General features: G+C 71.8%; 23 protein-coding genes. 16 read left to right on the top strand and 7 right to left on the bottom strand.

Annotated elements, in window-relative coordinates; translation table 11 throughout:
* Positions 1-69: 69 nt before the first annotated feature.
* Positions 70-1,200 (bottom strand): helix-turn-helix transcriptional regulator, encoded by a 1,131-nt coding sequence (locus IE274_RS23905; RefSeq protein WP_229909762.1) that lies wholly within the window; start codon positions 1,198-1,200, stop codon positions 70-72.
* A gap of 337 nt (positions 1,201-1,537) precedes the next feature.
* Between IE274_RS23905 and IE274_RS23910 the strand changes: the two genes are divergently transcribed.
* The 3 genes from IE274_RS23910 (at position 1,538) to IE274_RS23920 (ending at position 3,947) form a co-directional block, all read left to right on the top strand.
* A complete protein-coding gene (locus IE274_RS23910) occupies positions 1,538-2,518 on the top strand; it encodes an MBL fold metallo-hydrolase (RefSeq protein WP_190117920.1) in 981 nt (326 codons plus the stop codon).
* 143 nt (positions 2,519-2,661) lie between these two features.
* The gene (locus tag IE274_RS23915; RefSeq protein WP_190117921.1) at positions 2,662-3,519 is read left to right on the top strand and encodes an MmyB family transcriptional regulator; all 858 of its coding nucleotides are present in this window, start codon (positions 2,662-2,664) and stop codon (positions 3,517-3,519) included.
* Positions 3,516-3,947, top strand: coding sequence for a hypothetical protein (locus IE274_RS23920; protein ID WP_190117922.1), 432 nt, complete (start codon positions 3,516-3,518; stop codon positions 3,945-3,947). The genes IE274_RS23915 and IE274_RS23920 overlap by 4 nt, the downstream gene beginning before the upstream one ends.
* 42 nt (positions 3,948-3,989) lie before the next feature.
* Here the strand turns inward: IE274_RS23920 and IE274_RS23925 are convergent, their stop codons facing one another.
* Genes IE274_RS23925 through IE274_RS23935 form a run of 3 tightly spaced genes read right to left on the bottom strand, consistent with a single transcriptional unit; the run spans position 3,990 to position 6,986 of the window.
* Entirely contained in the window at positions 3,990-4,967 is a 978-nt protein-coding gene (locus IE274_RS23925) for a helix-turn-helix transcriptional regulator (RefSeq protein WP_190117923.1), read from the bottom strand.
* Positions 4,968-5,019: 52 nt separating this feature from the next.
* Entirely contained in the window at positions 5,020-6,000 is a 981-nt protein-coding gene (locus tag IE274_RS23930) for a helix-turn-helix transcriptional regulator (RefSeq protein ID WP_190117924.1), read from the bottom strand.
* Positions 5,997-6,986 carry a helix-turn-helix domain-containing protein gene (locus IE274_RS23935; RefSeq protein WP_190117925.1) on the bottom strand — a complete coding sequence of 330 codons (990 nt, stop codon included), beginning with the start codon at positions 6,984-6,986 and terminating at the stop codon, positions 5,997-5,999. The genes IE274_RS23930 and IE274_RS23935 overlap by 4 nt, the downstream gene beginning before the upstream one ends.
* Before the next feature lie 316 nt (positions 6,987-7,302).
* Here IE274_RS23935 and IE274_RS23940 point away from each other — a divergent pair, with 316 nt between their 5' ends.
* Positions 7,303-7,674 (top strand): Rieske (2Fe-2S) protein, encoded by a 372-nt coding sequence (locus tag IE274_RS23940; RefSeq protein WP_190117926.1) that lies wholly within the window; start codon positions 7,303-7,305, stop codon positions 7,672-7,674.
* A gap of 232 nt (positions 7,675-7,906) precedes the next feature.
* Here the strand turns inward: IE274_RS23940 and IE274_RS23945 are convergent, their stop codons facing one another.
* The gene (locus IE274_RS23945) at positions 7,907-8,323 is read right to left on the bottom strand and encodes a pyridoxamine 5'-phosphate oxidase family protein (RefSeq protein ID WP_190117927.1); all 417 of its coding nucleotides are present in this window, start codon (positions 8,321-8,323) and stop codon (positions 7,907-7,909) included.
* A 180-nt stretch (positions 8,324-8,503) separates the two neighbouring features.
* On the opposite strand from IE274_RS23945, the gene clpB reads away from it, so the two are divergent.
* Positions 8,504-11,152, top strand: coding sequence for an ATP-dependent chaperone ClpB (gene clpB / locus IE274_RS23950; RefSeq protein WP_190117928.1), 2,649 nt, complete (start codon positions 8,504-8,506; stop codon positions 11,150-11,152).
* A 93-nt stretch (positions 11,153-11,245) separates the two neighbouring features.
* On the top strand, positions 11,246-11,788 hold the full coding sequence (locus IE274_RS23955; protein ID WP_190117929.1) for a type III secretion system chaperone family protein: 543 nt from the start codon (positions 11,246-11,248) through the stop codon (positions 11,786-11,788).
* 12 nt (positions 11,789-11,800) lie between these two features.
* Here the strand turns inward: IE274_RS23955 and IE274_RS23960 are convergent, their stop codons facing one another.
* Both IE274_RS23960 and IE274_RS23965 read right to left on the bottom strand, forming a co-directional pair.
* Positions 11,801-12,994 (bottom strand): glycosyltransferase family 39 protein, encoded by a 1,194-nt coding sequence (locus tag IE274_RS23960; RefSeq protein ID WP_190117930.1) that lies wholly within the window; start codon positions 12,992-12,994, stop codon positions 11,801-11,803.
* 125 nt (positions 12,995-13,119) lie between these two features.
* The gene (locus tag IE274_RS23965; protein WP_229909763.1) at positions 13,120-14,397 is read right to left on the bottom strand and encodes a pyridoxal phosphate-dependent aminotransferase; all 1,278 of its coding nucleotides are present in this window, start codon (positions 14,395-14,397) and stop codon (positions 13,120-13,122) included.
* A gap of 181 nt (positions 14,398-14,578) precedes the next feature.
* Between IE274_RS23965 and IE274_RS23970 the strand changes: the two genes are divergently transcribed.
* The 10 genes from IE274_RS23970 (at position 14,579) to IE274_RS24015 (ending at position 24,247) form a co-directional block, all read left to right on the top strand.
* Positions 14,579-14,869, top strand: a complete 291-nt coding sequence (locus IE274_RS23970) for a hypothetical protein (RefSeq protein ID WP_190117931.1) — start codon at positions 14,579-14,581, stop codon at positions 14,867-14,869.
* A gap of 522 nt (positions 14,870-15,391) precedes the next feature.
* Positions 15,392-15,913, top strand: a complete 522-nt coding sequence (locus IE274_RS23975; protein ID WP_190117932.1) for a DUF2617 family protein — start codon at positions 15,392-15,394, stop codon at positions 15,911-15,913.
* A 163-nt stretch (positions 15,914-16,076) separates the two neighbouring features.
* Complete coding sequence (locus IE274_RS23980; RefSeq protein ID WP_190117933.1) at positions 16,077-17,666, top strand: polyamine aminopropyltransferase; 1,590 nt, start codon at positions 16,077-16,079, stop codon at positions 17,664-17,666.
* 70 nt (positions 17,667-17,736) lie between these two features.
* Positions 17,737-18,609, top strand: a complete 873-nt coding sequence (locus IE274_RS23985) for an SRPBCC domain-containing protein (RefSeq protein WP_190117934.1) — start codon at positions 17,737-17,739, stop codon at positions 18,607-18,609.
* Between the two features lie 243 nt (positions 18,610-18,852).
* Entirely contained in the window at positions 18,853-19,656 is an 804-nt protein-coding gene (locus tag IE274_RS23990) for an aldose epimerase family protein (RefSeq protein WP_190117935.1), read from the top strand.
* Between the two features lie 28 nt (positions 19,657-19,684).
* On the top strand, positions 19,685-20,236 hold the full coding sequence (gene pyrE / locus IE274_RS23995; RefSeq protein WP_190117936.1) for an orotate phosphoribosyltransferase: 552 nt from the start codon (positions 19,685-19,687) through the stop codon (positions 20,234-20,236).
* A 177-nt stretch (positions 20,237-20,413) separates the two neighbouring features.
* Positions 20,414-21,436 carry a class II fructose-bisphosphate aldolase gene (gene fbaA, locus IE274_RS24000; protein WP_190117937.1) on the top strand — a complete coding sequence of 341 codons (1,023 nt, stop codon included), beginning with the start codon at positions 20,414-20,416 and terminating at the stop codon, positions 21,434-21,436.
* 128 nt (positions 21,437-21,564) lie between these two features.
* Entirely contained in the window at positions 21,565-22,734 is a 1,170-nt protein-coding gene (locus IE274_RS24005) for a MalY/PatB family protein (RefSeq protein WP_190118155.1), read from the top strand.
* Between the two features lie 42 nt (positions 22,735-22,776).
* On the top strand, positions 22,777-23,190 hold the full coding sequence (locus IE274_RS24010; RefSeq protein ID WP_190117938.1) for a DUF3151 domain-containing protein: 414 nt from the start codon (positions 22,777-22,779) through the stop codon (positions 23,188-23,190).
* Between the two features lie 181 nt (positions 23,191-23,371).
* A complete protein-coding gene (locus IE274_RS24015) occupies positions 23,372-24,247 on the top strand; it encodes a tryptophan 2,3-dioxygenase family protein (protein WP_190117939.1) in 876 nt (291 codons plus the stop codon).
* Positions 24,248-24,251 lie beyond the last annotated feature (4 nt).

Raw genomic sequence — 24,251 nt, forward strand, 5'->3', positions numbered from 1 at the left:
GAGGCGGCATGCCGGAGTGTGCCCGTTGCGCAACGGAACGCAACGCCGCCGTGGTGGCGCGCGGCACGCCTACGCGTGGGCCTCGACCAGCCCCGAGCGGCCGATGAGGTACCCGAGTTGGGTGCGGCTGCGGCTGCCGAGGAGGGCGGCGAGCCGGGCCACGTGCAGCCGGACCGTGCGGACGTTCATGTCCAGGTGCCGGGCGATCTCCGTGTCCGTGTGGCCCTCGGTGAGCAGGTGCGCGATGGCGCGCTGGAGGTCGCTGATCTCCTGTGCCGACGGGGCCGGGGTGTCCTCGCGGTACAGCGGGGTGGCGAGCCGCCACAGGATGTCGAAGGCCGTCGAGAGATAGCTGACGAGGGCGCTGGAGCGCAGCTCGAAGGCGACCGAGCCGTCCTCGGTGGCCGGGATGAACGCGACGTCCCGGTCGAAGACGAGGAGGCAGGGCGGGAGTTCGTCGAGGGTCCGGACCTCGCAGCCGAGCGCGCGCGGACGGCCCGCGGAGCCGGGGCTGTGGGGCGCGGTTCCGTGCGGCCCGCCGTGCGGCCCGGGTCCGGCAAGGCGGGGCAGCACCTCGTGGGCCGTCTCCGGCGGCGACAGCGTGCGCAGGTGCCCGCCGCGCTCGGCGAACTCCGTGAGCCGCCAGGGCTCGTTGTACGGCAGCAGCCTCGGCCGGGCGTCGCCGGGCTGGATGCCGAGGATCTCCTCGGAGGCGCCGGCCATCGCCTGCCGCACGGCGAGCCGGATGCGCGGGACGCCCTTGAGCACGGTGACCGGTGAGGCCGACAGGTCCGGGGTCCGGTCGGCGCCGAGCCGCAGGAACGGCTCGAAGGAGGCGGCGAGCCGGGTCGCCCGGCCGCGCTGGCGGGCGACGCGCCCCTCGATGTCCTCCAGGAGCCGCGGCAGCGCGACGGCGGCGGCCGTGGGGCGCAGCCAGGTGGCGTCGTCGGGGTCCGGGTGGAGGAGTCCGGTGTCGATGAGGCAGGGGGTCGCGGCGGCGGCTTTGGCCGGAACTCGACGTTCCTGGAGGGCGCGCAGGTACAGCACCCGGCCTGCCTCGCACACGTCCACGGGCTCGTGCGGCACGTGGTGGCGGGCGGCGGGTTCCCCGGCCGGGGCGGGCGCGGTCAGCCGGATGCCGGTGGTGTTCGGCAGCCCGCCGCGGACGGTGGGGGCTGCCTGCGTCACTACGTTCTGCACCTGCTCCCCCTGCTCGGATTGCAGTGATCGCGGGAAGGACGGCCGCCGCGGTGACGTCGCGATGGAGCGTCACCCGTACACCGGCGCCCGCGAGTTGTGAGCCTGAGCTGTCATCCTTCGTGAGTTGCCATCCTTGTCAACGAGACAACTGATATCAATGGCGGGTTTATCCCCTGCGAAGACGAACCAATTATTTAACTTTCAATGATATCGGGTTTGTCCGTCCCGCCCGATGTGCGCCCGGCCCCACCTGACCGGCGCGGGTCCACCTCCACCTGACCGGTGTGTGTCCACCCCCACCTGAGGGGAACACCCGATGTCCGAGGAAAATACGTCCATGGACCTTCCTGTGGACCTCACCGCCCTGACCGGCGACGGCCTTCACCTCTGGGCGCCGCGCGGCGCCGCGGGCTCCTGGGGCCTCGCCAACTGCCTGCTCGTCACCTCGGGCGACGACACCGCGCTCATCGACACCCCGTACGACGAGCGCATGACCCGCGCCCTCATCGCGGCCGCCGACCGCGCCCGGCCCGCGGCCGCCCCGGTCCGCACGATCGTCAACACCCATGCCAACGGCGACCACTGCTTCGGCAACGCCTTCTTCCCCGGCGCCGAGATCATCAGCTCCCGGGCCAGCCTCGAACGCCACTGCCGCGAGATCACCCCGCAGCAGATGCAGTACCTGGTGCACGCGAGCGACCCGGACAACCCGCTCGGCTGGTACGCCCGCGAACGCTTCGCGGCGTTCGACTACACCGGCATCACCGTGGTCCCGCCCACCGTGACCTTCGACGGCTCCTACGACCTGCGGGTCGGCGACATCGAGGTGCGCCTCCTCGAAGTGGGTCCGGCCCACACGGCCGGGGACCTGGTCGCGCACCTGCCGGGGCAGGGCGTCGTGATGGCGGGCGACGTCATCTTCGAGGGCGACCACCCGGTGCACTGGGAGGGCCCGCTCGCCGAGGTCGTGCGGGCCGCCGAGGCGGTGCTGGCGCTCGACGCCGAGCACATCGTGCCCGGCCACGGCGAGGTCATGGGCCCGGACGGGGTGCGCGCCTACATCGGCTATCTGCGGGATCTCGAGGGCGAGATCAAGGAGCGGTACGGGCGCGGGCTCGGGGCGTACGAGGCCGCGGCGGACCTCCTCGCCACCGGCTTCCACCCGCACCTGGGCGCGCCGGAGCGGGTCGTGATGCTGACGTTCATCGAGTACCACCACCTCGGCGGCGCGGGCGCGCCCCTGGAGATGGTGGAGCTGGCCACGCAGGCGGCACGCTGGGCGTACACGCACCAGAACGCTCCCGCGGCGGCCCGCTGACCACGCCCCCGGACACCGCTTCCCACCCGTTCACCCACGTGCTTCCCCGACCCGCGCGGCGCGCGGAACAGCACGATGAATACGATCTGTTGGTCGGCGACTCGTTTGGGCCTATGGTGCAGGCATCGTGCTCGTGTCAGGCCATGTTCACGGGTACGGGAAGCGGTAAAGGGGGGAGAGCCGCAGTGGACGAGGAAGCGCTGCGTCGCATACTCAAAGAACTGCGTTCCAGAATCACTCCCGCGGAAGTGGGTCTGACGCCGAAGCCGACGGGGCGGCCGGGGCCGCGGGTGAACGGTCTGGCGCAGCCCGACATGGACATCCTGATGAATCGGTCGGTGGGCACCTACCACCGATTCGAGAGCGGAAAGATGACCCCGCGGGACGACTACCTGCGGGAAATCGGCCGGATCCTGCGCATGAGCGAGGACGAGTTCACCCAGGTCTATCTGCTCAGCCTCGGCCAGCGGCCGCCGCACCCCCTCGACCCCAGGGGCGGCGTCCGGATGCCCGCCGCCCCCGCCTGGCAGCGGGCCGTCTCCGGGCAGCGCGAAATCGCGTACGTGAACAACGTCGAATGGGATCTCGTCGCGTACAACCAGCCGTTCGCCGACATCTTCGAAGGCGGCATACCGCCGGCGAACACCATGCGGTGGATGGCGCTCGCCGATGAGGCCCGTGACTTCATTCTCACGGACTGGGAGACGCGCTGGGCGCCCGGAATTCTCAACCAGATCCGGCTCGCCCACATTCAGCACCCCGAGAACCGCGCACTCGCGCAGCTCAACGAGGATGTGAAACGAGACAAGTACGCGGGCCCCATTTACGAGCGCGGCACCGAGGTGTACATCCACCCGGACGGTGACGTGCGGCCCCTGTACCACCCGCGAAAAGGCCCCGGACAGATCACGATGGTCGTTTCGGAACCGGCGAGTTCGCCGGGCGCGCGACATGTCGTCCTGCTCTTCGACCCTCTCGACGAGAACCCGTCACCGGCATGAGGCTGGAGAAGGCGGCAGAGGTCTTCGAGGGCCCCGTGACGGCCGACGCGGCCGCGCCCGCGATCGTGCCGCCTTCCCTGACGGCCGGCCCGGTCCTGGAGCGCGCCTCGCTCTCCGCCCTGCTGCACGCCATGGCCGCCGACCTCAACGGCCGCGGCTATCCCGTGACCTGGGTGGTGGACCGCCAGATGCTGGCCGGTGACTTCCCCCTCCAGGTCGTCGCCAAGGTCTCCGTCGTCCGTGTCCTCAACATCGCCCTGGACGACCAGGGCCCCGCCTGGCAGGTCAGCATGGGCCGCCCGTCGTCGGTGCGGTGGGAACAGTCCGCGGTGCTCGATCTCGGTGCGCAGGCCTTGGACGCGGAGTGCGTGGTGCGGGCGGCGCTGCGGGCGTTGGGGCTGCCGTTGCAGCGGGCCGTCTACCACTAGGGCCTGGGTGCGTCAGGTTCGGGCGCGTCAGGTCGGGGCGCGTCAGGTCGGGGTGCGGTCGAGGATGCCCGACTTGCCGATGAGATAGCCGAGTTGGGCCCGGCTGGTGCTCTTGAGGGCGGCCGAGAGTTTGGCGATGTGGACGCGGGCGGTGCGGACGTTCATGCCGAGGCGGGCGGCTATGTCGGCGTCGGTGAGGCCCTCGGTGAGGAGGACGGCGATGGACTGCTGGCGGGGGGTGATGCCGTTCGCGGCGGGGAGCGGCTCCGCGCTCGGGAACATCGGGGTGGCCAGGCGCCACAGGATGTCGAAGGTGGCGGCCAGGTAGCTGATGATGGCCGGCTGCCGGAGTTCGAGGGCCACGTCGTCGCGGCTCCTGTCGGCCGGGACGAAGGCGTAGGTGCGGTCGAAGAGCAGGAGGCGCTTGGGCAGTTCGTCCAACGTACGGACTTCGACGTCGCCGTCCAACTGTTCAAAGGGGGCCAGAGCCTGCTGGGCGTACCGCGGGGTGTGCTGGTACAGCGTGCGCATGCGCCCGCCCCGGTCGAGCACCCCCTGCGCTACGGGCAGCCCGCCGGGCAGGTGCGCGGCCGGCCGCCTGCCGCCGGGCTGGATGACGAGGAGTTCCTGGGAGGACCTGGCCGCCGCCCGGCGTACGGCCGACTCGATGGGGTGGATGCCGTCCAGGACCGTCATGGACGCCGAGGGCGAAGCGGCACCCCTCATGTCGGGCAGGGGCATGAGCGATGCGAAGGCGGCGGCTGTCCGGGCTCCGCGCCATCGCTGACAGGCGATGTGTTCCTCCACGCGGTCGAGCAGTCGGGCCAGGCCCACGGACGGCGCCACGGGACGGAGCCACAGCGGGTCCACGGCATCCGGGCGCAGCAGACCGAGGCCGACGAGGCAGGGAACCCCGTCGACCTCGTGCGCCCGGATCCCACTCTCGCGAAGAGCGCGCAGGTACGCGTCCCGGCCCCCCTCGCACAGCAGCCCCGCCGCGTGCGATCTGTGCTCCACCACGTCGCCGTCCTCCCCGCGCTTCCCTGAAGCCCCCGCCTCCGGTGCCCGACAGCTAGTGATTCTGGTCGAGGATCCCTGACTGACCAATGAGATATCCGAGCTGGGCGCGGCTGTTGCTGCCGAGGATCGCGGCCAGTTTCGCGATGTGTTCGCGGGCCGTGCGCACGTTCATGCCGAGGCGCTTGGCGATCTCGGTGTCCGTGAGGCCTTCCACCAGGAGCTCGGCGATGGCGTGCTGACGGGTGGTGATGCCGTTCTCGGCGGGGAGCTGGGCCGCGTGCGGGAACATCGGGGTGGCCAGCCGCCACAGGCGTTCGAAGGTCGTGATGAGGTAGTCGACGATGGCCGGTTGGCGTACTTCCAGGGCGACGGTGCGGTCCTTGCTCGCGGGGATGAAAGCCACCGAGTGGTCCAGGACCACCATGCGTTCGGTTACCTCATTGAGCGTGCGGACCTCTACGTCTCCGTCCAGTTGCTCGTAATGGGCGAGCGCGGGGAGGGAGTGACGGGTGGTGTGCTGGTACAGGGTGCGCATCCGGCAGCCGCGGGCCAGCAGCTCCTGTTCCCGGGGCAGCGCGTCGGCCAGGACCTCGGGGGAGCGGACGCCGCCGGGCTGGACGGTGAGGACCTCGTCGGTGGCGTCGGCCATGGCCCGGTCGATGGCCGTGTTGATCCGCTCGAAGCCGTCCAGGACCGTGATCTCGGGGGGCTCCCCGCCGGCGGCCTGGCGGGCGTCCAGGGCCATCAGCGGCTCGAACATCGCCGTCAGGCGTTCCTCCCGCTCGCGGTGGCGCGCGATGCGGTCCTCGATGCCGCGCAGGAGCTGGGGCAGGGCCACGGCGGGCGCCGTCGGGCGCAGCCACGCCATGTCCTCGACGTCCGGGTGCAGGAGGCCGAAGTCGATGAGGCAGGGGGCGGCGTCGGCCTCCCGGTGCCGGACCCGGCCCTCGCGCAGGGCGCGGGCGTAGAGGGCCGAACCCGCATCGCACAACTCGTCGGGGCCGTGAGGGTGCGGATGGGGTTCGGTGGTCATTTCGGCTTGTCCTGCTCGAGGATGCCGGACTGGGCGATGAGGTAGCCGAGTTGGGCGCGGCTTCCGCTGCCCAGGGCGGCGGCGATTTTGGCGATGTGGGCGCGGCAGGTGCGGACGTTCATGCCGAGGCGGCGGGCGATGGCCTCGTCCACGTGGCCATCGATGAGGAGGCGGGCGATGGTGCGCTGGACGCCGGTGATGCCGTCGGTGGACGGCGGATACGGGACTTCGTCCAGCAGCGGTGTTGCCTGTTGCCATTGTTGCTCAAAGACCTTGGCCAGGTACTCGACCAGCGCGGGATGGCGGATTTCCAGCGCGTCCTGGCGGTCGGCGCGGGCCGGGAGGAGGGCGACGCTCCGGTCGAAGATCATCAGCCGGTCGATCACCTCCTCCAGCGTGCGTATCTCTACATTCTTCGACGTCATGCGGGCCGCGTAGGCGAGGGTTCCCTGGCTGTGCCTGACCGTGTGCTGATAGAGCGTGCGCATGGTGATGCCGCGGTCGATGACCGTCTGGCCGCGCTTCAGGGCGACGTTCAGAACGTTCTCGCTGCGGCCGCCGCCGGGCTGGACGGTGAGCACTTCGCGACGGCACTCCGCGGTGGCCCTTTCGATGGCCTCATTGATACGCGGTTCACCTTCCAGGAGAGTGATCGCGTGCGTCGTCGGAGCGGCCTGGGTGGTGATGGCCATGAATGGCTCGAAGACGTCGGTGAGCTCGACCGCGAGCCGTCGCCGCTCCTGGATCTCCTGCTCGATGGGGTGGAGACGCTGTGCGAGTGCTGTGGAGGGAAGTACCGGCCGCAACCAGTCCGGATCATCCGGATCAGGGTGCAGAAGTGCCGAGTCCAGCAGGCAGGGAGCGTTCTCGGCCTCGGCGCGGGCCAGGCGGCCATTGCTGAGGGCGCCCGCGTGCAACCTCGCGCCCTCGCCGCAGAGTGGCGTTGCGGGGTGAGGATGTGTCGGTTTCGTATCTGTTGTGAGCAATTCTCCACCCCCCAGGGTCCTGAACGTGCAGGAACATGATGCATCCACCCTGTGGCTTTGACGTGCTCGATTGAGACATCGTCTTGTTGTGCCGGGGGAGAGGAATCTACCAAGTGAGGACGAAGCCGACCATGTATCAGCGCATGCTTCGCTCGGTGCTTGTCACCACCCTCTCCGCAGGGGTGGTCTTGGGCGCGGTGAGCACTCTTGATCTCGGCTGGAACACGCCAGCCCAGTCGGCCCCCGCCGAGGCGGCTTCGGTTTCCGCCGCGCCGCCTGACCTGGGCTGGATCGTGGCTCCGTCAGGAGGCGAAGCATGACGACGCCCCCTGACGACCGCACCTTCCGCCGAGAAATGGCCACCGCCTACCGTTCCGGCTGGCACTTCATCGACCTCGTCACCGCGATCCCCCACCCCGGCGACTCGTTGATGGTCACCCTTGTCGGAGAGCCCGTCGTCATCGTCCGCGACGACGACGAGGACATCCGTGCCTACCGCTGCCTGCGCCGCCCCCGCGGCGCCCCGCAGCCGGTCCGCTGTGCCGTGCGCTACGGCATGGTCTTTGTGAACCTCGACCAGCGCGACCACCAAGTGATCGACAAGCGAAAGCGCGAAGCCGACCGACAGGCCGTCGAACGGCAGACCGCCGCAGCGGACTCCCTCGCAGCCACCCCCCGCAGCGCCTGACGCGATTCCCCCGTCGTTGTAAATCGCGCAGGTGCTTCCCCCAGCAGCGGCGCCACCGTGGACCTGAACACGGTGGCGCCGCTGTGGTGTGTGCCGGTACGGGGCGGAACGCGGTCCTGAGCGACCCGGCCGAGCCCGAGCGACCAGCCGGTCCTGAGCGACCAGCCGGTCCTGAGCGACCCAGCCGGGCCCGAGCCCGCCCCCGGGGCCCCGCCCGTGGAGCCCCGCCCCCTCACCCCGCCTTCCCCAGCGCCCGCGTCACCCGGATCTCGATCACCACGCGGTCCGGGTTCGGCGACGGCACCCGCCCGTACCGCTCCTCGTACCGCCGCATCCCCTCGGCCACCCGCTCCGGCTCGGCCGACACCTCGGCGAGGCCCTCCAGGGTCGCCCAGCGCCGCCGCTCCACCTGGCAGACCGCGACCCGCGCGCCGGGTCCTTCGGGTCCTGACGCCGCGCGGACGTGGGCCACCTTCCTGCTGGACCGGTTCGCGAGGATCCGGGCGATGCCCGCCTCCGGATCGAAGGTGACGCCTACGGGGACGACGTGCGGGGTGCCGTCCGGGCGCAGGGTCGTCAGGGTGCACAGATGGCGTTCCCGCCAGAAGCTGAGGTACGGGGCGGGCGGGTCGCCCAGGTCGATGCTCATGGGCAGGAACCTAACCCTCCCCCGGGAGTTCCGGGATTTCCGGGTTCCGGAGCCATCCTTGAGTGGAATAGACTCAACTTTGTGCACGTTGGCTAAGTCAGTATTGGGGTGGGGGCCCGCGGGCGAGCCGGCCCGGGCCCCGTACCCGCCACACCCAGCGACCAGGAGGAGAACCCGCACGTGGACGCCGAGCTGACCAACCGGAGCCGGGACGCGATCAACGCGGCCACCAGCCGGGCCGTGTCCGGAGGCCACCCCGACCTGACCCCCGCGCATTTGCTGCTCGCGCTCCTGGAGGGCCGAGGACGACAGGCAAGCGAGAACATCACCGACCTGCTCGCCGCGGTGGACGCCGACCAGGCCGCCGTGCGCGCCGGGGCCGAGCGCGTCCTCGCGGGGCTGCCGAGCGTCACGGGGTCGACCGTCTCCCCGCCGGGGCCGGACCGCGAACTGCTGGCCGTCGTCGCCGACGCGGCCCAGCGCGCCAAGGAACTGGGCGACGATTACCTCTCCACCGAACACCTGCTCATCGGCCTCGCCGCGAAGGGCGGCGCCACCGGTGACGTACTGAACCAGAACGGCGCGAGCGCGAAGAAGCTGCTCGACGCCTTCGAGACGAGCCGTGGAGGGCGTCGCGTGACCACCCCTGACCCCGAGGGGCAGTACAAGGCCCTGGAGAAGTTCGGCACCGACTTCACCGCCGCCGCCCGCGAGGGCAAGCTCGACCCGGTCATCGGGCGGGACCAGGAGATCCGGCGGGTCGTCCAGGTCCTGTCGCGGCGCACCAAGAACAACCCCGTGCTGATCGGCGAGCCCGGCGTCGGCAAGACCGCCGTCGTGGAGGGGCTCGCGCAGCGGATCGTGAAGGGCGACGTGCCGGAGTCGCTGAAGAACAAGCGGCTGGTCTCGCTCGACCTCGGCGCGATGGTCGCCGGGGCGAAGTACCGGGGCGAGTTCGAGGAGCGCCTGAAGACCGTGCTCTCCGAGATCAAGGAGAGCGACGGGCAGATCATCACGTTCATCGACGAGCTGCACACCGTCGTGGGCGCCGGTGCGGGCGGCGACTCCGCCATGGACGCCGGGAACATGCTCAAGCCCATGCTGGCCCGCGGTGAGCTGCGGATGGTCGGCGCGACGACCCTGGACGAGTACCGCGAGCGGATCGAGAAGGACCCGGCCCTGGAGCGCCGCTTCCAGCAGGTCCTGGTCGCCGAGCCGTCCGTCGAGGACTCCATCGCCATCCTGCGCGGACTCAAGGGGCGCTACGAGGCCCACCACAAGGTGCAGATCGCGGACAGCGCCCTGGTGGCGGCCGCCACCCTCTCCGACCGGTACATCACCTCGCGGTTCCTGCCCGACAAGGCCATCGACCTCGTCGACGAGGCCGCTTCCCGGCTGCGCATGGAGATCGACTCCTCGCCCGTCGAGATCGACGAGCTGCAGCGCGCCGTCGACCGGCTGCGGATGGAGGAGCTGGCCCTCAGCAAGGAGACCGACCCGGCCTCCAAGCAGCGCCTGGAGAAGCTGCGCCGCGACCTCGCCGACAAGGAGGAGGAACTGCGCGGCCTGAACGCCCGCTGGGAGAAGGAGAAGCAGTCCCTCAACCGCGTCGGCGAGCTGAAGGAGAAGCTCGACGAGCTGCGCGGGCAGGCCGAGCGGGCCCAGCGCGACGGCGACTTCGACACCGCCTCCAAGCTCCTGTACGGCGAGATCCCCGCCCTGGAGCGCGACCTGGAGGCCGCGTCCGAGGCCGAGGAGGAGAAGGCCGCCGAGCCCGACACCATGGTCAAGGAGGAGGTCGGCCCCGACGACATCGCCGATGTGGTGGCCGCCTGGACCGGCATCCCGGCCGGCCGGCTCCTGGAGGGCGAGACGCAGAAGCTGCTGCGCATGGAGGGCGAGCTGGGCAAGCGCCTGATCGGCCAGACCGAGGCCGTCCAGGCCGTCTCGGACGCCGTGCGCCGCACCCGCGCCGGGATCGCCGACCCCGACCGCCCCACCGGCTCCTTCCTGTTCCTCGGCCCGACCGGCGTGGGCAAGACCGAGCTGGCCAAGGCGCTCGCCGACTTCCTCTTCGACGACGAGCGGGCCATGATCCGCATCGACATGAGCGAGTACGGCGAGAAGCACAGCGTCGCCCGGCTCGTCGGCGCCCCGCCCGGTTACGTCGGGTACGAGGAGGGCGGCCAGCTCACCGAGGCGGTGCGCAGGCGGCCGTACTCGGTGGTGCTGCTCGACGAGGTCGAGAAGGCGCACCCGGAGGTCTTCGACGTGCTGCTGCAGGTCCTCGACGACGGGCGCCTGACCGACGGGCAGGGGCGGACGGTGGACTTCCGCAACACCATCCTGATCCTCACCTCGAACCTCGGCAGCCAGTACCTGGTCGAGCCGCTGACCAGCGAGGAGGAGAAGAAGCAGCAGGTCCTGGAAGTGGTGCGGGCCTCGTTCAAGCCCGAGTTCCTGAACCGGCTCGACGACCTCGTCGTCTTCTCCGCGCTCGGCAAGGACGAACTGACGCACATCGCCGAGCTGCAGATCCGGCGCCTCGCCAAGCGCCTCGCCGACCGGCGGCTCACCCTCGACGTCACGCCCGCGGCCCTCGCCTGGCTCGCGGACGAGGGCAACGACCCGGCGTACGGCGCCCGGCCGCTGCGCCGCCTGATCCAGACCTCCATCGGCGACCGCCTCGCCAAGGAGATCCTGGCGGGCGAGGTCAAGGACGGGGACACGGTCCGCGTGGACGTCTTCGGGGAGGGGCTCATCGTCGGTCCGGCGGCGGCCGGTACCGGGGTCGAAACGGAGGCGGCGGCAACCGGGAAGTCGCGGTAAGGCGCCGTAACCGGTCACATAGGCGGGCGGGGGTTGCGGGCCCCCGCCCGGCATGGGAGAGGATGGCTCAATCCGTACGAAGGGAAATACACGGTGAGCATCGACCCGTCCTCGATTCCGAATTTCGGGGGCCAGCCCGAACCGCAGCAGGGCGCAGGACCGGCGGGCCCCGTCGTCCCTGACCAGGACCTGGTCAAGCAGCTCCTGGACCAGATGGAACTCAAATACGTCGTCGACGACGAGGGCGACCTCGCGGCGCCGTGGGAGGAGTTCCGTACGTACTTCATGTTCCGTGGCGAGGACGACCAGGCGGTCTTCTCGGTGCGGACGTTCTACGACCGGCCGCACGGCATCGAGGAGAAGCTCCAGCTCCTGGAGTCCATCGATGACTGGAACCGGCGCACGCTGTGGCCGAAGGTCTACAGCCACACTCACGACGACGGCACGGTCCGCCTCATCGGCGAGGCTCAGATGCTGATCGGCACCGGTGTCTCGCTGGAGCACTTCGTGTCGTCGACGGTGAGCTGGGTGCGGGCCGCGATCGAGTTCGACCGCTGGCTCGTCGAGCAGCTCGGCCTGGAGCAGGCCGTCGACTCCGCCGACGGCGAGGAGAAGCCCGGCGACGACGAGGCCTGACGGCCCGGCGTACTACAACGGCATGCGGGCGATCGTCACCAGATACGCCCCGTACGCCACCGAGAGCCCGGCCAGGGCGCCCACCACCAGGTAGGCGGCCCGCGGCCGGGCTCTCGCCGTCCGCACCACCGCGCCCGCAAGGGGCAGCAGCAGCGGGAAGGCGGGCAGCAGGAACCGCGGCTTGGACTCGAAGAAGCCGGAGCCGCCGACCGTGATCAGGAGCAGCACACCGGTGTAGACGAGCAGCGGCAGCGGGGCCCGCTCGGCCACCAGGAGCGCGTACAGGAGCACGGCCACCGCGACGATCACCAGCGTCATGGAGAAGACCAGCTTGTCCCCGTCGAGCAGCAGGTGCCTGACGAAGGCGAGCGAGCCCGCGCCGAAGTCGAAGCGCGAGCCCCAGCCGCGCTGCACCGCGAAGTAGCCACCGGGCACATCGCCCTGCCGGGCCCCGACCCACAGGACGTACGCCGCCCAGCCGAGCGGGGCGAGCAGCGCGCCCGTCCACAGCCTGTGGGGAACCCCGCGCCCGCGCCGCCGCCCGATCTCGCAGACCGCCGCGACGAGCACCGCCGCCGCCACCGCGAAGCCGTTCGGCCGGGCCAGGCCCGCGAGCGCCGCGAGCGAGCCCGCCCACAGCCAGCGCCCGGTGAGCAGCGCGTACAGGGACCAGGCGGCGAGCGCGGTGAGGACCGGCTCGGTGTACGCCATCGACAGGATGACGGAGTGGGGCATGAGACCCCACAGGAGCACGAGGACGGTCGCGGTGCGGCGGTCGTACAGGCGGGCCGCGACGGCGTAGATGCCGAGGGCGGCGGCCCCGGCGGCCAGCCAGGACACGACCAGCCCGGCCGCGCCGTGGGAGAGCGGCGTGACGGTGGTGACCGCGCGGATCAGGCCCGGGTACAGCGGGAAGAACGCCAGGTCGCTCTGGACCACGGCGGGCTCGAAGTACAGGGTGCGGCCGTAGCCGTGGGCGGCGATGCCGGTGTACCAGCGGGAGTCCCAGGAGCGGCCGAGAAGGCGGAAGGTGTCCTGGCCGGTCGCGTGCGCCACGGCCGTCACCGCGAGCAGGCCGGTGAGGCGGGCGGCGGCGAAGACCCCGAGGGCGCGCACGGCCGTCGGCCCCTTGGGTTCGAGGGCGAGGCAGCGGGTGCGGGGCGGTTTCGTGAGCGGGGCCGGGACGGTGGGGCTCGGGTGGGTCACACCCGAACCCTCCGGGGTCGTGGCGGCGGGCGCGAGCCGGGTGGGTCCGTGTGGGTGGGTGCCGTGCCCCTACGGGGACTTCGGCTCCGCCCGGCACGAAGACGCCGGCCGGCCCGCCGCTCCCGTCACAGCGCCTTGAGCCGCTCCACCGCGTCCGCGAGGACCTCCGTGCGCTTGCAGAACGCGAACCGCACGAAGGGCGCGCCCGCGTCCCGGTGGTCGTAGAAGACGGCGTTGGGGATGGCGACGACACCGGCGCGCTCCGGCAGGGCGCGGCAGAACGCGAAGCCGTCGCCGCCGTGCGACCGGTCCTCGCCGAGCGGGCGGATGTCGGTGGTGATGAAGTACGTGCCCTGCGGGCGGTAGACCTCGAAGCCCGCCGCCGTCAGGCCCGCCGACAGCAGGTCCCGCTTGGCGCGCAGGTCCTCGCGGATGCCCGTGAAGTACGACTCGGGCAGGGCGAGCGCCTCCGCGACGGCGTACTGGAACGGGCCGGACGCCACGAACGTCAGGTACTGCTTCGCCGACCGCACCGCCGTGACCAGCTCGGGCGTGGACGTCACCCAGCCGACCTTCCAGCCGGTGAACGAGAACGTCTTGCCCGCCGAACCGATGGTGACGGTCCGCTCCCGCATGCCGGGGAAGGACGCGAGCGGGAGGTGAGCGGGCGTCACCTCATCCGTGAAGACCAGGTGTTCGTAGACCTCGTCGGTGACCACGAGCAGATCGCGCTCGACGGCCAGCTCCGCGATGGCGGCCAGCTCCTCGCGGGTGAGGACGGTGCCCGTCGGGTTGTGCGGGGTGTTGAGGAGCAGCAGCCGGGTGCGCGGGGTGACGGCGGCGCGCAGCTCGTCCAGGTCGAGGACGAAGCGTCGATCAGCGGCTCCGCCGCCGGGCCCCTCGCCCGGGCGCAGCGTCACCGGGACCCGGGTGCCGCCCGCGAGCGCGATCGAGGCGGCGTACGAGTCGTAGTACGGCTCCAGGGCGATCACCTCGTCGCCCGGCTCGACCAGGGCGAGCAGCGAGGCCGCGATGGCCTCGGTGGCACCGGCCGTGACCAGGACCTCCCGGTCGGGGTCGTAGCTCAGGCCGTAGTGCCGCTCCTGGTGCGCCGCGACCGCCGCGCGCAGCTCGGGGACGCCGGGGCCCGGCGGGTACTGGTTGCCGCGCCCGTCGCGCAGCGCCCGCACCGCCGCCTCCCGCACCTCCTCGGGGCCGTCCGTGTCGGGGAAGCCCTGGCCCAGGTTGATCGCCCCGGTCCGCACGGCGAGGGCGGACATCTCGGCGAAGATCGTCGTGCCGAATTCGGCCAGCCGGCGGTTGAGCAGCGGGCGGCCGCCCGCCGCGGAGCCGGGGGCGCCCGGGGTGCCGGTGGTGCCGGTGGAGCCAGAAGTGGACGTCATGGCCGTCATCCTGCGCCGAACCTCTGGACTTCCTCAACTCTGCTTTGGCCGTGAATGGCCGGGGGCATTCCCTTGTCACGCAACGACGCGGGACAACGACCGCAGGGCGCCGACCGCTTCGGGCTCCTGGGGGAACGCGGGCGGTCGGCACAACGGGGGAACGGAAAGGTGAGTGAGGGACATGATTCTCATCGTGCTCTTCTTCGGGCTTGTGGTGCTGATGATCGTGGGGTTCACGATCGGTGCCGCCCGCGTGCGCAGCCGGGGGCGCCGCACGGCGTCCGGGGCCGGCGGCAGCTGGTGGGCGTCCGGCGGCGCCGGCAGCAGCAACAACCACAGCGGCGCGACATCGTGCGGCGGCGCCTCGTCCTGCGGCGGCGGCTCGTCCTGCGGTGGCAGCTCCTCGTCCTGCGGCGGCGGCTCGTCGTCGTGCGGTGGGGGCGGCGGGGGCGGATGCGGCGGAGGCAGCTGACACGGGGCAGCTGGTCCACTGGGCGAAGCGTCCGCCGGGAGTCAACTCCCGGCGGGCGCTTCGTCGTTGTCGGGCATCCGCGCGGCCGGGCCTTGACGGGCTTCGGCGGGCTTCGGCGGGCCCTGAACGGGCCGGTGTCGGGTCGGTGCCGGGGTGCGGGGGACGGATGTTGACGCCCTGGGTGGAGAAAGCGCAGCGCAGCGGGTCGTCGCGGGGCGACAGGGGCGAAATGGGGCTATTGGCGACCGTACCGGGATGCTTCTGGATCGTCTGAGTTTTCAGAAACGTGAACAGATGAACTGTTCGGCCCTCTAGGGGATGGAAACCCTACGAAGTTGGGTAAAAACGCTGTGGCAGTGTCGCAGTTCATGATTCCCTCTTAACCGTCACACCGCCCTCGGACGTTCTCAGTCCAATCAACGATCGGGACTTCTCCGTGGGCACGAGCCGGCATTCCGACCTCCTGGTGTCCGACCGGGTGCGCCGGCCCCACCTCCATTGCGTGCCTAGCGGAGCCGACCCATGCTCACGACCCTGAAGACTGTCTATACCGACACGCGCGCCGGGGACCTGGCCTGGGCCCTCGGTCGCGAGCCGTTGCCCGCGCTCGCCACGCTAGACCTCGAACTGTCCGGCGCCACCATCCAGTTGAGGCTCCTCGGGGCGTCCCACCAAGTGCTCCTGGAGGAGGAGCGCGGCGGCAGCTGCTCCGAGACGGTGGCCTGCATCCCCGGCAGCAGCACCCCGCTGCCGCTCGGCGTCTCCAAGCGCGTCGGCGAGTGGGAGTACGAGTTCGCGGCCTGCGTCGAAACCCTGTCACGGGGTCAGTTCGCGGGCCGCGCCCAGGAGTTGCTGGCCCTCGTCACCGAGCACCCGCACGGCCTCGCCGGAGTCTTCCCCGGCATCCCGCACGCCTTCACCGCGATGCTCGCGCAACGTCACGAGGGCTCGGTCATGTGGCGTACGTGGCACGCGTATCCGCAGGACGGGCAGCTGGTGGCGACCAGGACCCGGGTCGGCGTACGGATGCCGGCCGCACTGTGACGGGCGAGGCGGCCGCGGCGACGGCGGACCCGTGTGCGCGGGCGCGACGGCCGCGGCACCGACACGCGCCCTGCCGCCCTTTACGCGTCTTACACGTCCACGCGGGCACCTCCACTCTTGTGGGGGACTTGGCGTAAGCGTTCGGTGACGTAGCGTTCGCAGCGTGATCGAGCCGCCCGAGCGTCTGCCCGTCACGCCCCGGACAGGCCGGTTCCTCGTCCTCGCGGGCGTGTTCATCTGTGCCGCCTGCGGACTCGTGTACGAGCTCGAACTCGTCGCCCTCGCCTCGTACTTGATCGGCGACTCCGTCACCCAGGCCTCCGTCGTGCTGTCCGTGATGGTGTTCGCCATGGGCATCGGCTCGCTGCTCGCCAAGCGGCTGCGCTGCCGCGCCGCCGCCGGGTTCGGCCTCATCGAGGCGGCGCTCGCCCTCGTCGGCGGCTGCAGCGCGATGACGCTGTACGCGGCGTTCGCGTGGGCCGGGGACCGGGGCGAGGTGTGGGCCAGCGGCTCGCGCTACCTGTTCGTGGCGTTCTCGCTCGCCATCGGCGTCCTCATCGGCGCCGAAGTGCCCCTGCTGATGGTGCTGATCCAGCGCGTCCGGCGGCAGGACGCGGGCGGCGCGGTGGCGGACCTGTTCGCGGCGGACTACGTGGGCGCGCTCGTCGGCGGCCTCGCCTTCCCGTTCCTGCTGCTGCCCTGGTTCGGGCAGCTCACCGGGGCGCTGCTCACCGGCGCCGTCAACGTCCTCGCGGGCGGGGCCCTGGTCTTCGGCCTGTTCGGCCGCGACCTGAGCGGCCGCTGCCGCTGGATACTCCTCGCCACCAACGTCACCGTCCTCGCCGTCCTCGCCTCCGCCGCCGTCCTCGTCGACGACTTCGAGCGCGCCGCCCGCCGCGCCGTCTACGGCTCCGACATCCGCGTCGCCGTCCGGACCGGCGTCCAGGAAGTCGTCCTCACCGGCGGCCGCCGCGAATCCCTCGACCTCTTCCTCGACGGCAGGCTCCGCGTCAGCGGCCGCGACGAGCACCGCTACCACCGCGCCCTCGTCCAGCCCGCCATGCGCGGCGGCCCGCACGCCCGCGTCCTCGTCCTCGGCGGCGGCGACGGGCTCGCCGCCCGCGAAGTCCTACGGCACTCCGGAGTGCGGCGCGTCGACATCGTCGAGATCGACCCCGGCGTCGTGAAGCTCGCCCGCAGCGATCCCGCGCTCAGCGAACTCAACGGCCACGTCTACCGCGACCCGCGCGTGCGGGTCGTGCACGCCGACGCCTTCCACTGGCTGCGCGGGCCGCACGGCCGCCGCCTGCCCTACGACGTCGTCGTCGCCGACCTGCCCGACCCCGGCATCACCGCGAGCACCAAGCTGTACTCCCAGGAGTTCTACGGCCTCGTCGCCCGCGCCCTCACCGACGGCGGCCGCTTCGCCGTCCACGCCGGGCCCGTCGGCACCCGCCCCCACACCTACTGGACCGTCGACGCGACCCTGCGCGCCGCCGGGCTCGCCACCACCCCCTACCGCGTGACGGGCCGTCACTCCGGCTTCGCCGCCGGGCCCGACCGGACCGCCGACAGCACCGTCCAGCCCCGCGACTGGGGCTTCGTCCTCGCCGCGCGCGGGCCCGAGGGCCTGGTCGGCGCGTCGGACTCCGCCATCCTGCGGGCCGGTGCCCGGGCCGCCCGGCAGGTCCGCCCCGCCCAGCGGCACCCGGTCGCCCCCTCCACCCTCGTCCACCCCCGGTACGCCGACTGACGGGTCGTCGGGCCGTCGGCGCGGGCAAGTGGCGTACATCACGCGGTGGGCGTCGGTACGCTCGACTGTCATGGAGCATGAGGTGTTCGTACCGGTCCCGGAAGAGCCGCTCCGCGAAGCGCTTGCCGACCCCGAGCGGGTCGCCGGCGCCGTGCCGGGGTTGCAGCGTGCCGCCGACGCGGAGTCGCCGCCGCTGTCCGGGCGGCTGCGCGTACGCGTCGGTGGTCACACGATCACCTACCGCGGGGCCCTGCGCGTCGCCCCCCTCGACGGGGGCGCCTACTCCCTTGAGGGCGAGGGCACCGAAGTCCGCGGCAGTGGCTCCGTGAAGTTCGCCCTCACCCTGCGCCTCGCCCCCGCCGCGGAGGGCGGCACCAGCCTCGCCTTCACCGGCACGGGCAGCGGCGACGGCCGTCTCGCCGAGGTCGCCGAAAGTTCTCCACAGGCTGTGGAGGCGGCGGCGCGGAGGCTGCTCGGGCGGTTCGGGGAGGCGTTGGGCGCCGGGGTGTCCAGGGACGCCGCGGCCGCTGCTGAGGACTCCGGTGTCGATCCGGGCGCGGCGGACGTGGACGCTGCCGACCCCGATCCCGGCCCCGACCCCGACCCCGGCCCCGTCTCCGGCCCCGTTTCCGTCGAGGAGGCCGGGGGGATCTACGAGGCCGAGGTGCCGCCGCCGTCGTTGGATCCGCTGGCCGACGACTTCGACCGGCCGCTGGACGCCGGGGGCGGGACGGCGGCGGAGGCCGCGCACGCGCGGCGGACCATGATCGGGCGCAGCGCCGAGGAGGTCGACCACGCTCCGCCCCGGGGGCGGTACGCGCCGGTGCCGGTGCCCGAGTCGATGTCCGGCGGAGTCGCCACGCTGCGCTGGGCCGCGCCCGCGGCGGCGGTGGTGCTGGCCTCGGCGATCGTGGTGGGACGGGTGCTGCGGCGCAGGCGCTGAGCCTTGGCGGACATCCGGTGCGGGTGGGCCGACCTCCGCCGAATCGGCGCTCCGCGCCTCGTCCCCAATCGCCGGACGGGCTGAGACGTGCCGGGCTGTTGGTCAGCCAGTAGGAAGCTGGAGCGGGTGGGTGGGAGAGAGCCCGTCCGGCGTTTGAGGACGAGGCCGGAGGCCGATCGGGGGCGGACTGTTCCACCCGCGCGGGACACCCACCGCGGGGAACCGGGCCGTAGGGTCGACCTTGTGAGTAGCGACGAGATCAAGTTGGGCGCGGGTGCCGCGGATGTGACGGTGCAGCCGGGGAACGGCTGCCGGGTGGGGAGTCTGCGGGTCGACGGAGTCGAACTGCTGCGGCAGGGGGAGCGGTACGGGAGCTTCCCGATGGTGCCGTGGTGCGGCCGGACCAGGGAGGGACGGTTCCGCAACGGCGACACCGTCCACCAGCTCCCGGTGAACGCCCCACCGCACGCCATCCACGGCACGGCCCGCGACGCGGTCTGGAAGACGGCGCGGGTGACCGACACCGAGGCCGTGTTCACGTACGACCTGACGGACCCCTGGCCGTACCCGGGCCGTGTCACGCAGATCGTGGAGCTGGCGGAGGACGCCCTGACGCTGCGCCTCGCGATCGAGACGTATGACGACTCGTTCCCGGCGCAGGCGGGCTGGCACCCGTGGTTCAACCGCCACCTGGAAGGCACCGGGGGCGAGAGCGAGGGTGTCCAGGTCCACTTCGACGCGGCCTGGCAGGAGCTGCGCGGCGACGACCACCTCCCCACCGGCACCCGCGTCGACCCCGCCCCCAGCCCCTGGGACGACTGCTTCGGGATGCCGGGCGGCGTCGACGTGACCCTGACCTGGCCGGGCCGCCTGGAGCTGAAGGTGGCGAGCCGGGAGGAGTGGGTCGTGGTGTACGACGAGCCCGCGGAAGCGGTGTGCGTGGAGCCGCAGACGGGCCCGCCGAACGGCCTGAACACCGCGCCCCGCCTCGTCACCCCGCTGGAGCCCCTGGAGACGTCGACCACCTGGACCTGGCGGCGACTGTGACCCCCGCGGCGCCTTTAAGCTCGTAGCCATGACGAACGACGTACGCGGCGACCTGCTGCAGCAGATCAAGGACAAGGCCGTCGTGCACGGCAAGGTGACGCTCTCCTCGGGCATCGAGGCCGACTACTACGTCGACCTGCGCCGCGTCACCCTCGACGGCGAGGCCGCCCCGCTGGTCGGCGAGGTCCTCCTGGACCTGACCGCCGACCTGGAGTTCGACGCCGTGGGCGGCCTGACGATGGGCGCCGACCCGGTGGCCGCCGCGATGCTGCACGCCGCCGCCGGGCGGGGCCGCCGCCTGGACGCGTTCGTGGTCCGCAAGGCCGCGAAGGCGCACGGCCTGCAGCGCCGCGTGGAGGGCCCGGAGATCAAGGGCCGCCGGGTGCTCGTGGTCGAGGACACGTCCACGACGGGCGGCTCCCCGCTGACCGCCGTGGAGGCGGTGCGCGAGGCCGGGGCCGAGGTCGTCGGCGTGGCGACGATCGTGGACCGCGCGACCGGTGCCGCCGAGAAGATCACCGAGGGCGCCGGGGTCCCGTACCTCTTCGCGTACTCGAAGGACGAGCTCGGCCTCGACTGAGCGGCCCGGGGCGCGGGGCCCCGCGCGCGGGCTGGAGCAATCCGGCGAGTCTGGAAGGATGGGGGCGACGACGGCGTCGCCCCCCGGTACCACCGGTCCCACCGGTCCTCCAGGTACCCCAGGTCAGGACACAGCAGCAGAGCAGCACTCACCCCGCACATCACAAGGAGCGGACACATGCCCATCGCAACCCCCGAGGTCTACAACGAGATGCTCGACCGGGCGAAGGCAGGCAAGTTCGCCTACCCGGCCATCAACGTGACGTCCTCGCAGACCCTGCACGCTGCGCTGCGCGGCTTCGCGGAGGCGGAGAGCGACGGCATCATCCAGATCTCCACGGGTGGCGCGGAGTTCCTGGGTGGCCAGTACAACAAGGACATGGTGACGGGCGCGGTGGCCCTCGCCGAGTTCGCGCACATCGTCGCGGCGAAGTACGACATCACGGTCGCGCTGCACACCGACCACTGCCCGAAGGACAAGCTCGACGGCTACGTCCGCCCGCTCCTCGACGTCTCCGCCGAGCGCGTCAAGGCCGGTCGCGACCCGCTGTTCCAGTCCCACATGTGGGACGGCTCCGCCGAGACCCTCGCCGACAACCTGGCCATCGGCCAGGAGCTGCTCGCCAAGGCCGCCGCCGCGAAGATCATCCTTGAGGTCGAGATCACCCCGACCGGCGGCGAGGAGGACGGCGTCACCCACGAGATCAACGACGAGCTGTACACCACGGTCGACGACGCGATCCGTACCGCCGAGGCCCTCGGCCTGGGCGAGAAGGGCCGCTACCTGCTCGCCGCGTCCTTCGGCAACGTCCACGGCGTCTACAAGCCGGGCAACGTCGTGCTGCGCCCCGAGCTCCTGAAGGACCTCCAGGAGGGCGTCGGCTCCAAGTACGGCAAGCAGTCCCCCTTCGACTTCGTGTTCCACGGCGGCTCCGGCTCCACCGCCGAGGAGATCGCCACCGCCCTGGAGAACGGCGTCGTGAAGATGAACCTCGACACCGACACCCAGTACGCCTTCACGCGTCCGGTCGCCGACCACATGTTCAAGAACTACGACGGCGTCCTGAAGGTCGACGGCGAGGTCGGCTCCAAGAAGACGTACGACCCCCGCACCTGGGGCAAGTCCGCCGAGGCGGGCATGGCCGCGCGGGTCACCGAGGCCTGCGCGAACCTGCGCTCCACCGGCACGAAGCTCAAGTAGGTCACCGTTCGTCGGGCCCGGTACTCCGTGTGGGTGCCGGGCCCGCGGCATGTCCGGAGGGAACCATCGTGGAGTACGAGCCCGTGGAGTACGAGCCCGTGAAGTACGAGCCCGTGAAGTACGAGCCCGTGGAGTACGACTTCGACACACCGGTCGACCGGTACGGCACCTGGTGCGTGCAGTGGGACGGCGTCGCCGACCGGTTCCCGGTCCCCGACCTGCTCCCCTTCACCATCTCCGACATGGACTTCCGGTGCGCCCCGCCCGTCCTGGACGCGCTCCAACGCCGCGTCGCGCACGGCGTCTTCGGCTACACGGACTGGCGCAACGACGACTTCCGGGGAGCCGTCCGGGACTGGTTCAAGCAGCGCCACGACACCGACGTCGACCCCGCGTCCCTGGTGTACGCGCCCTCCGTGCTCAACCAGATATCCCAGCTCCTGCGGATGTGGACCGAGCCCGGGGACGGGGTGGTCGTGCACACGCCCACGTACGACGGGTTCCGGAAGGCGGTCGGGGGGCTGGGGCGGGAGCTGCGGGGGGTTCCGGTGGACGACCCCGAACTCCGCCTGCTTGAGGCCGAGTTGGCCCGACCTGACGCGCGGGTGCTGATCCTGTGCTCGCCGCACAATCCCACCGGGCGGGTGTGGAGCGATGCCGAGCTGGGCGGGATCTCCGCGCTGTGCGAGCGCCACGGGGTCGCTGTCATCAGCGACGAGATCCATGCCGACCTCACCCACGGCGAGGGCGTCCACCTGCCGTGGACCCGGTACGGGCGGGGGCGCTGGGCCTTGGTCAGCTCCGGTACGAAGGCCTTCAACTTCCCTTCGCTGAGCGGGAGTTACGGCTTCATCGGTGATCCCGACGACCATGCCGCCTTCGTGCGGCGCATGGACACCGGGGAGGGGCTCGCCTCGCCCGCCGTCCTTTCGCTCACCGCGCACATCGCCGCCTACCGGGAGGGGGCGGAGTGGCTCGATGCCGTGCGGGCCTACACGTACGGGAATCTGTGCCTGGTCGGGGAGCGGTTGAACGCGGCCTTCCCCGAGCTGGGGTGGACGCCCCCGCAGGCGGGTTATCTCGCCTGGATCGATCTGCGGCCCGTGCTCGGGGGCGTCGGGGACGAGGTGCTCCAGCAGGAGCTGGTGGAGCGGCAGGGGGTGGCCGTGATGCCCGGGGGGACGTATGGGGTGGAGGGGTTCGTGCGGCTGAACGTGGGGTGCCCGCGGGGGAAGGCCGAGGCGGGGGTGGAGGCGCTGGTGCGGGGGGTCCGGGGGGTGCGGGAGGCCCGGGGCTGAGGCCCTGCCCCGGCAGCGGCGGCGATGCCGCAGACTTGGCGCATGACCCTTCACGAGAACCTGCTCGGGGGACCGCCCCCGACCCACCTGCCCGACGACCCCGAGCCCCGCGAGCTGCTCGCGGCCGGCACCCCGGCCGCGGACGTCGCCGCGAAGTACCCGAAGTCGTCCCTCGCCTGGGCCCGCCTCGCGGACGAGGCGTACGAGGGGGGCCGAGTCGTCGAGTCGTACGCGTACGCCCGTACGGGATACCACCGCGGCCTGGACTCCCTGCGCCGCAGCGGCTGGAAGGGCCACGGCCCGGTCCCGTGGGAGCACGAGCCGAACCGCGGCTTCCTGCGCGCCCTGCACGCCCTGGCCCGCGCCGCGGGCGCGATCGGCGAGCAGGAGGAGTACGAGCGCTGCTCGACGTTCCTGCGCGACTCCTCGCCGGCGGCGGCGGACACGCTTGGTTAGCAGGCCCGGTCGGCCGACGGCCGCGCGGACCGCGCGTACGACCTGCCTGGACACCCAGTGTGACCAGGCAGGTCTTGCCGTTTCCGGGGAAGTTGCGGAGGATGCGGGTGGGGACCGGGGCCCCCGTGTCGATACCGGCAGGGGCGGACCGCTACCCGGAGTACGCATCTAGGAGACAGCGATGTCCCACGAGGCGCACGCGGCGCACGAGACCCGGCCGGAGTCCGCGACAGCGGACGGCGAGAGCCCGGACAGCCCGAACCTCGACTTCGCAGGCACCACCCCGTACGAGGACTACGTCCAGGCGGACGTCCTCACCCACCTTCAGCAGCTGCGGTCGGACGATCCCGGGGAGATGGTCTTCCTGGTGACGACGCAGGTGATGGAGTTGTGGTTCACGGTCATCGTCCATGAGTGGGAGACCGCCGCGCACGCCCTGCGCGAGGGCGACGTGCCGGTCGCGATCGCCGCGCTGAAGCGGTCCGTGCGGGAGCTGGAAGCCCTGAACCACTCCTGGCAGCCGCTCGGGCAGCTCACCCCCGCCCAGTTCAACTCCTACCGGGGGGCGCTCGGCGAGGGCTCCGGTTTCCAGTCGGCGATGTACCGGCGCATGGAGTTCCTGCTCGGTGAGAAGTCCGCGTCCATGCTGGTGCCGCATCTGGGCGCGCCGCGCGTCCACGCGGAGCTGGAGAAGGCGCTGCAGGAGCCGAGCCTGTACGACGAGGTGCTGCGGCTCCTCGCGCGCCGCGGGCACGCCGTGCCCGCGGCCGTCCTGGAGCGCGACATCTCCCTCAGGTACCAGCCGTCACCCGAGGTCGAGGCCGTGTGGACGGCCCTGTACGCGGGGGACGAGAGCGATGAACTCGCGCGGCTCGGTGAGGCGTTGACCGACGTCGGCGAGCTGGTGTGGCGATGGCGCAACGACCATCTGGTGGCCACCCGCCGCGCCATGGGCTCCAAGACCGGCACGGGCGGCTCCGCCGGGGTGGCCTGGCTGGAGAAGCGGGCCGCGAAGAACGTGTTCCCCGAGCTGTGGACGGCGCGCAGCCATGTCTGAGATA

Origin of the sequence: Streptomyces flavofungini (genome assembly GCF_014650815.1) — a bacterium.
GTDB lineage: Bacteria > Actinomycetota > Actinomycetes > Streptomycetales > Streptomycetaceae > Streptomyces > Streptomyces flavofungini.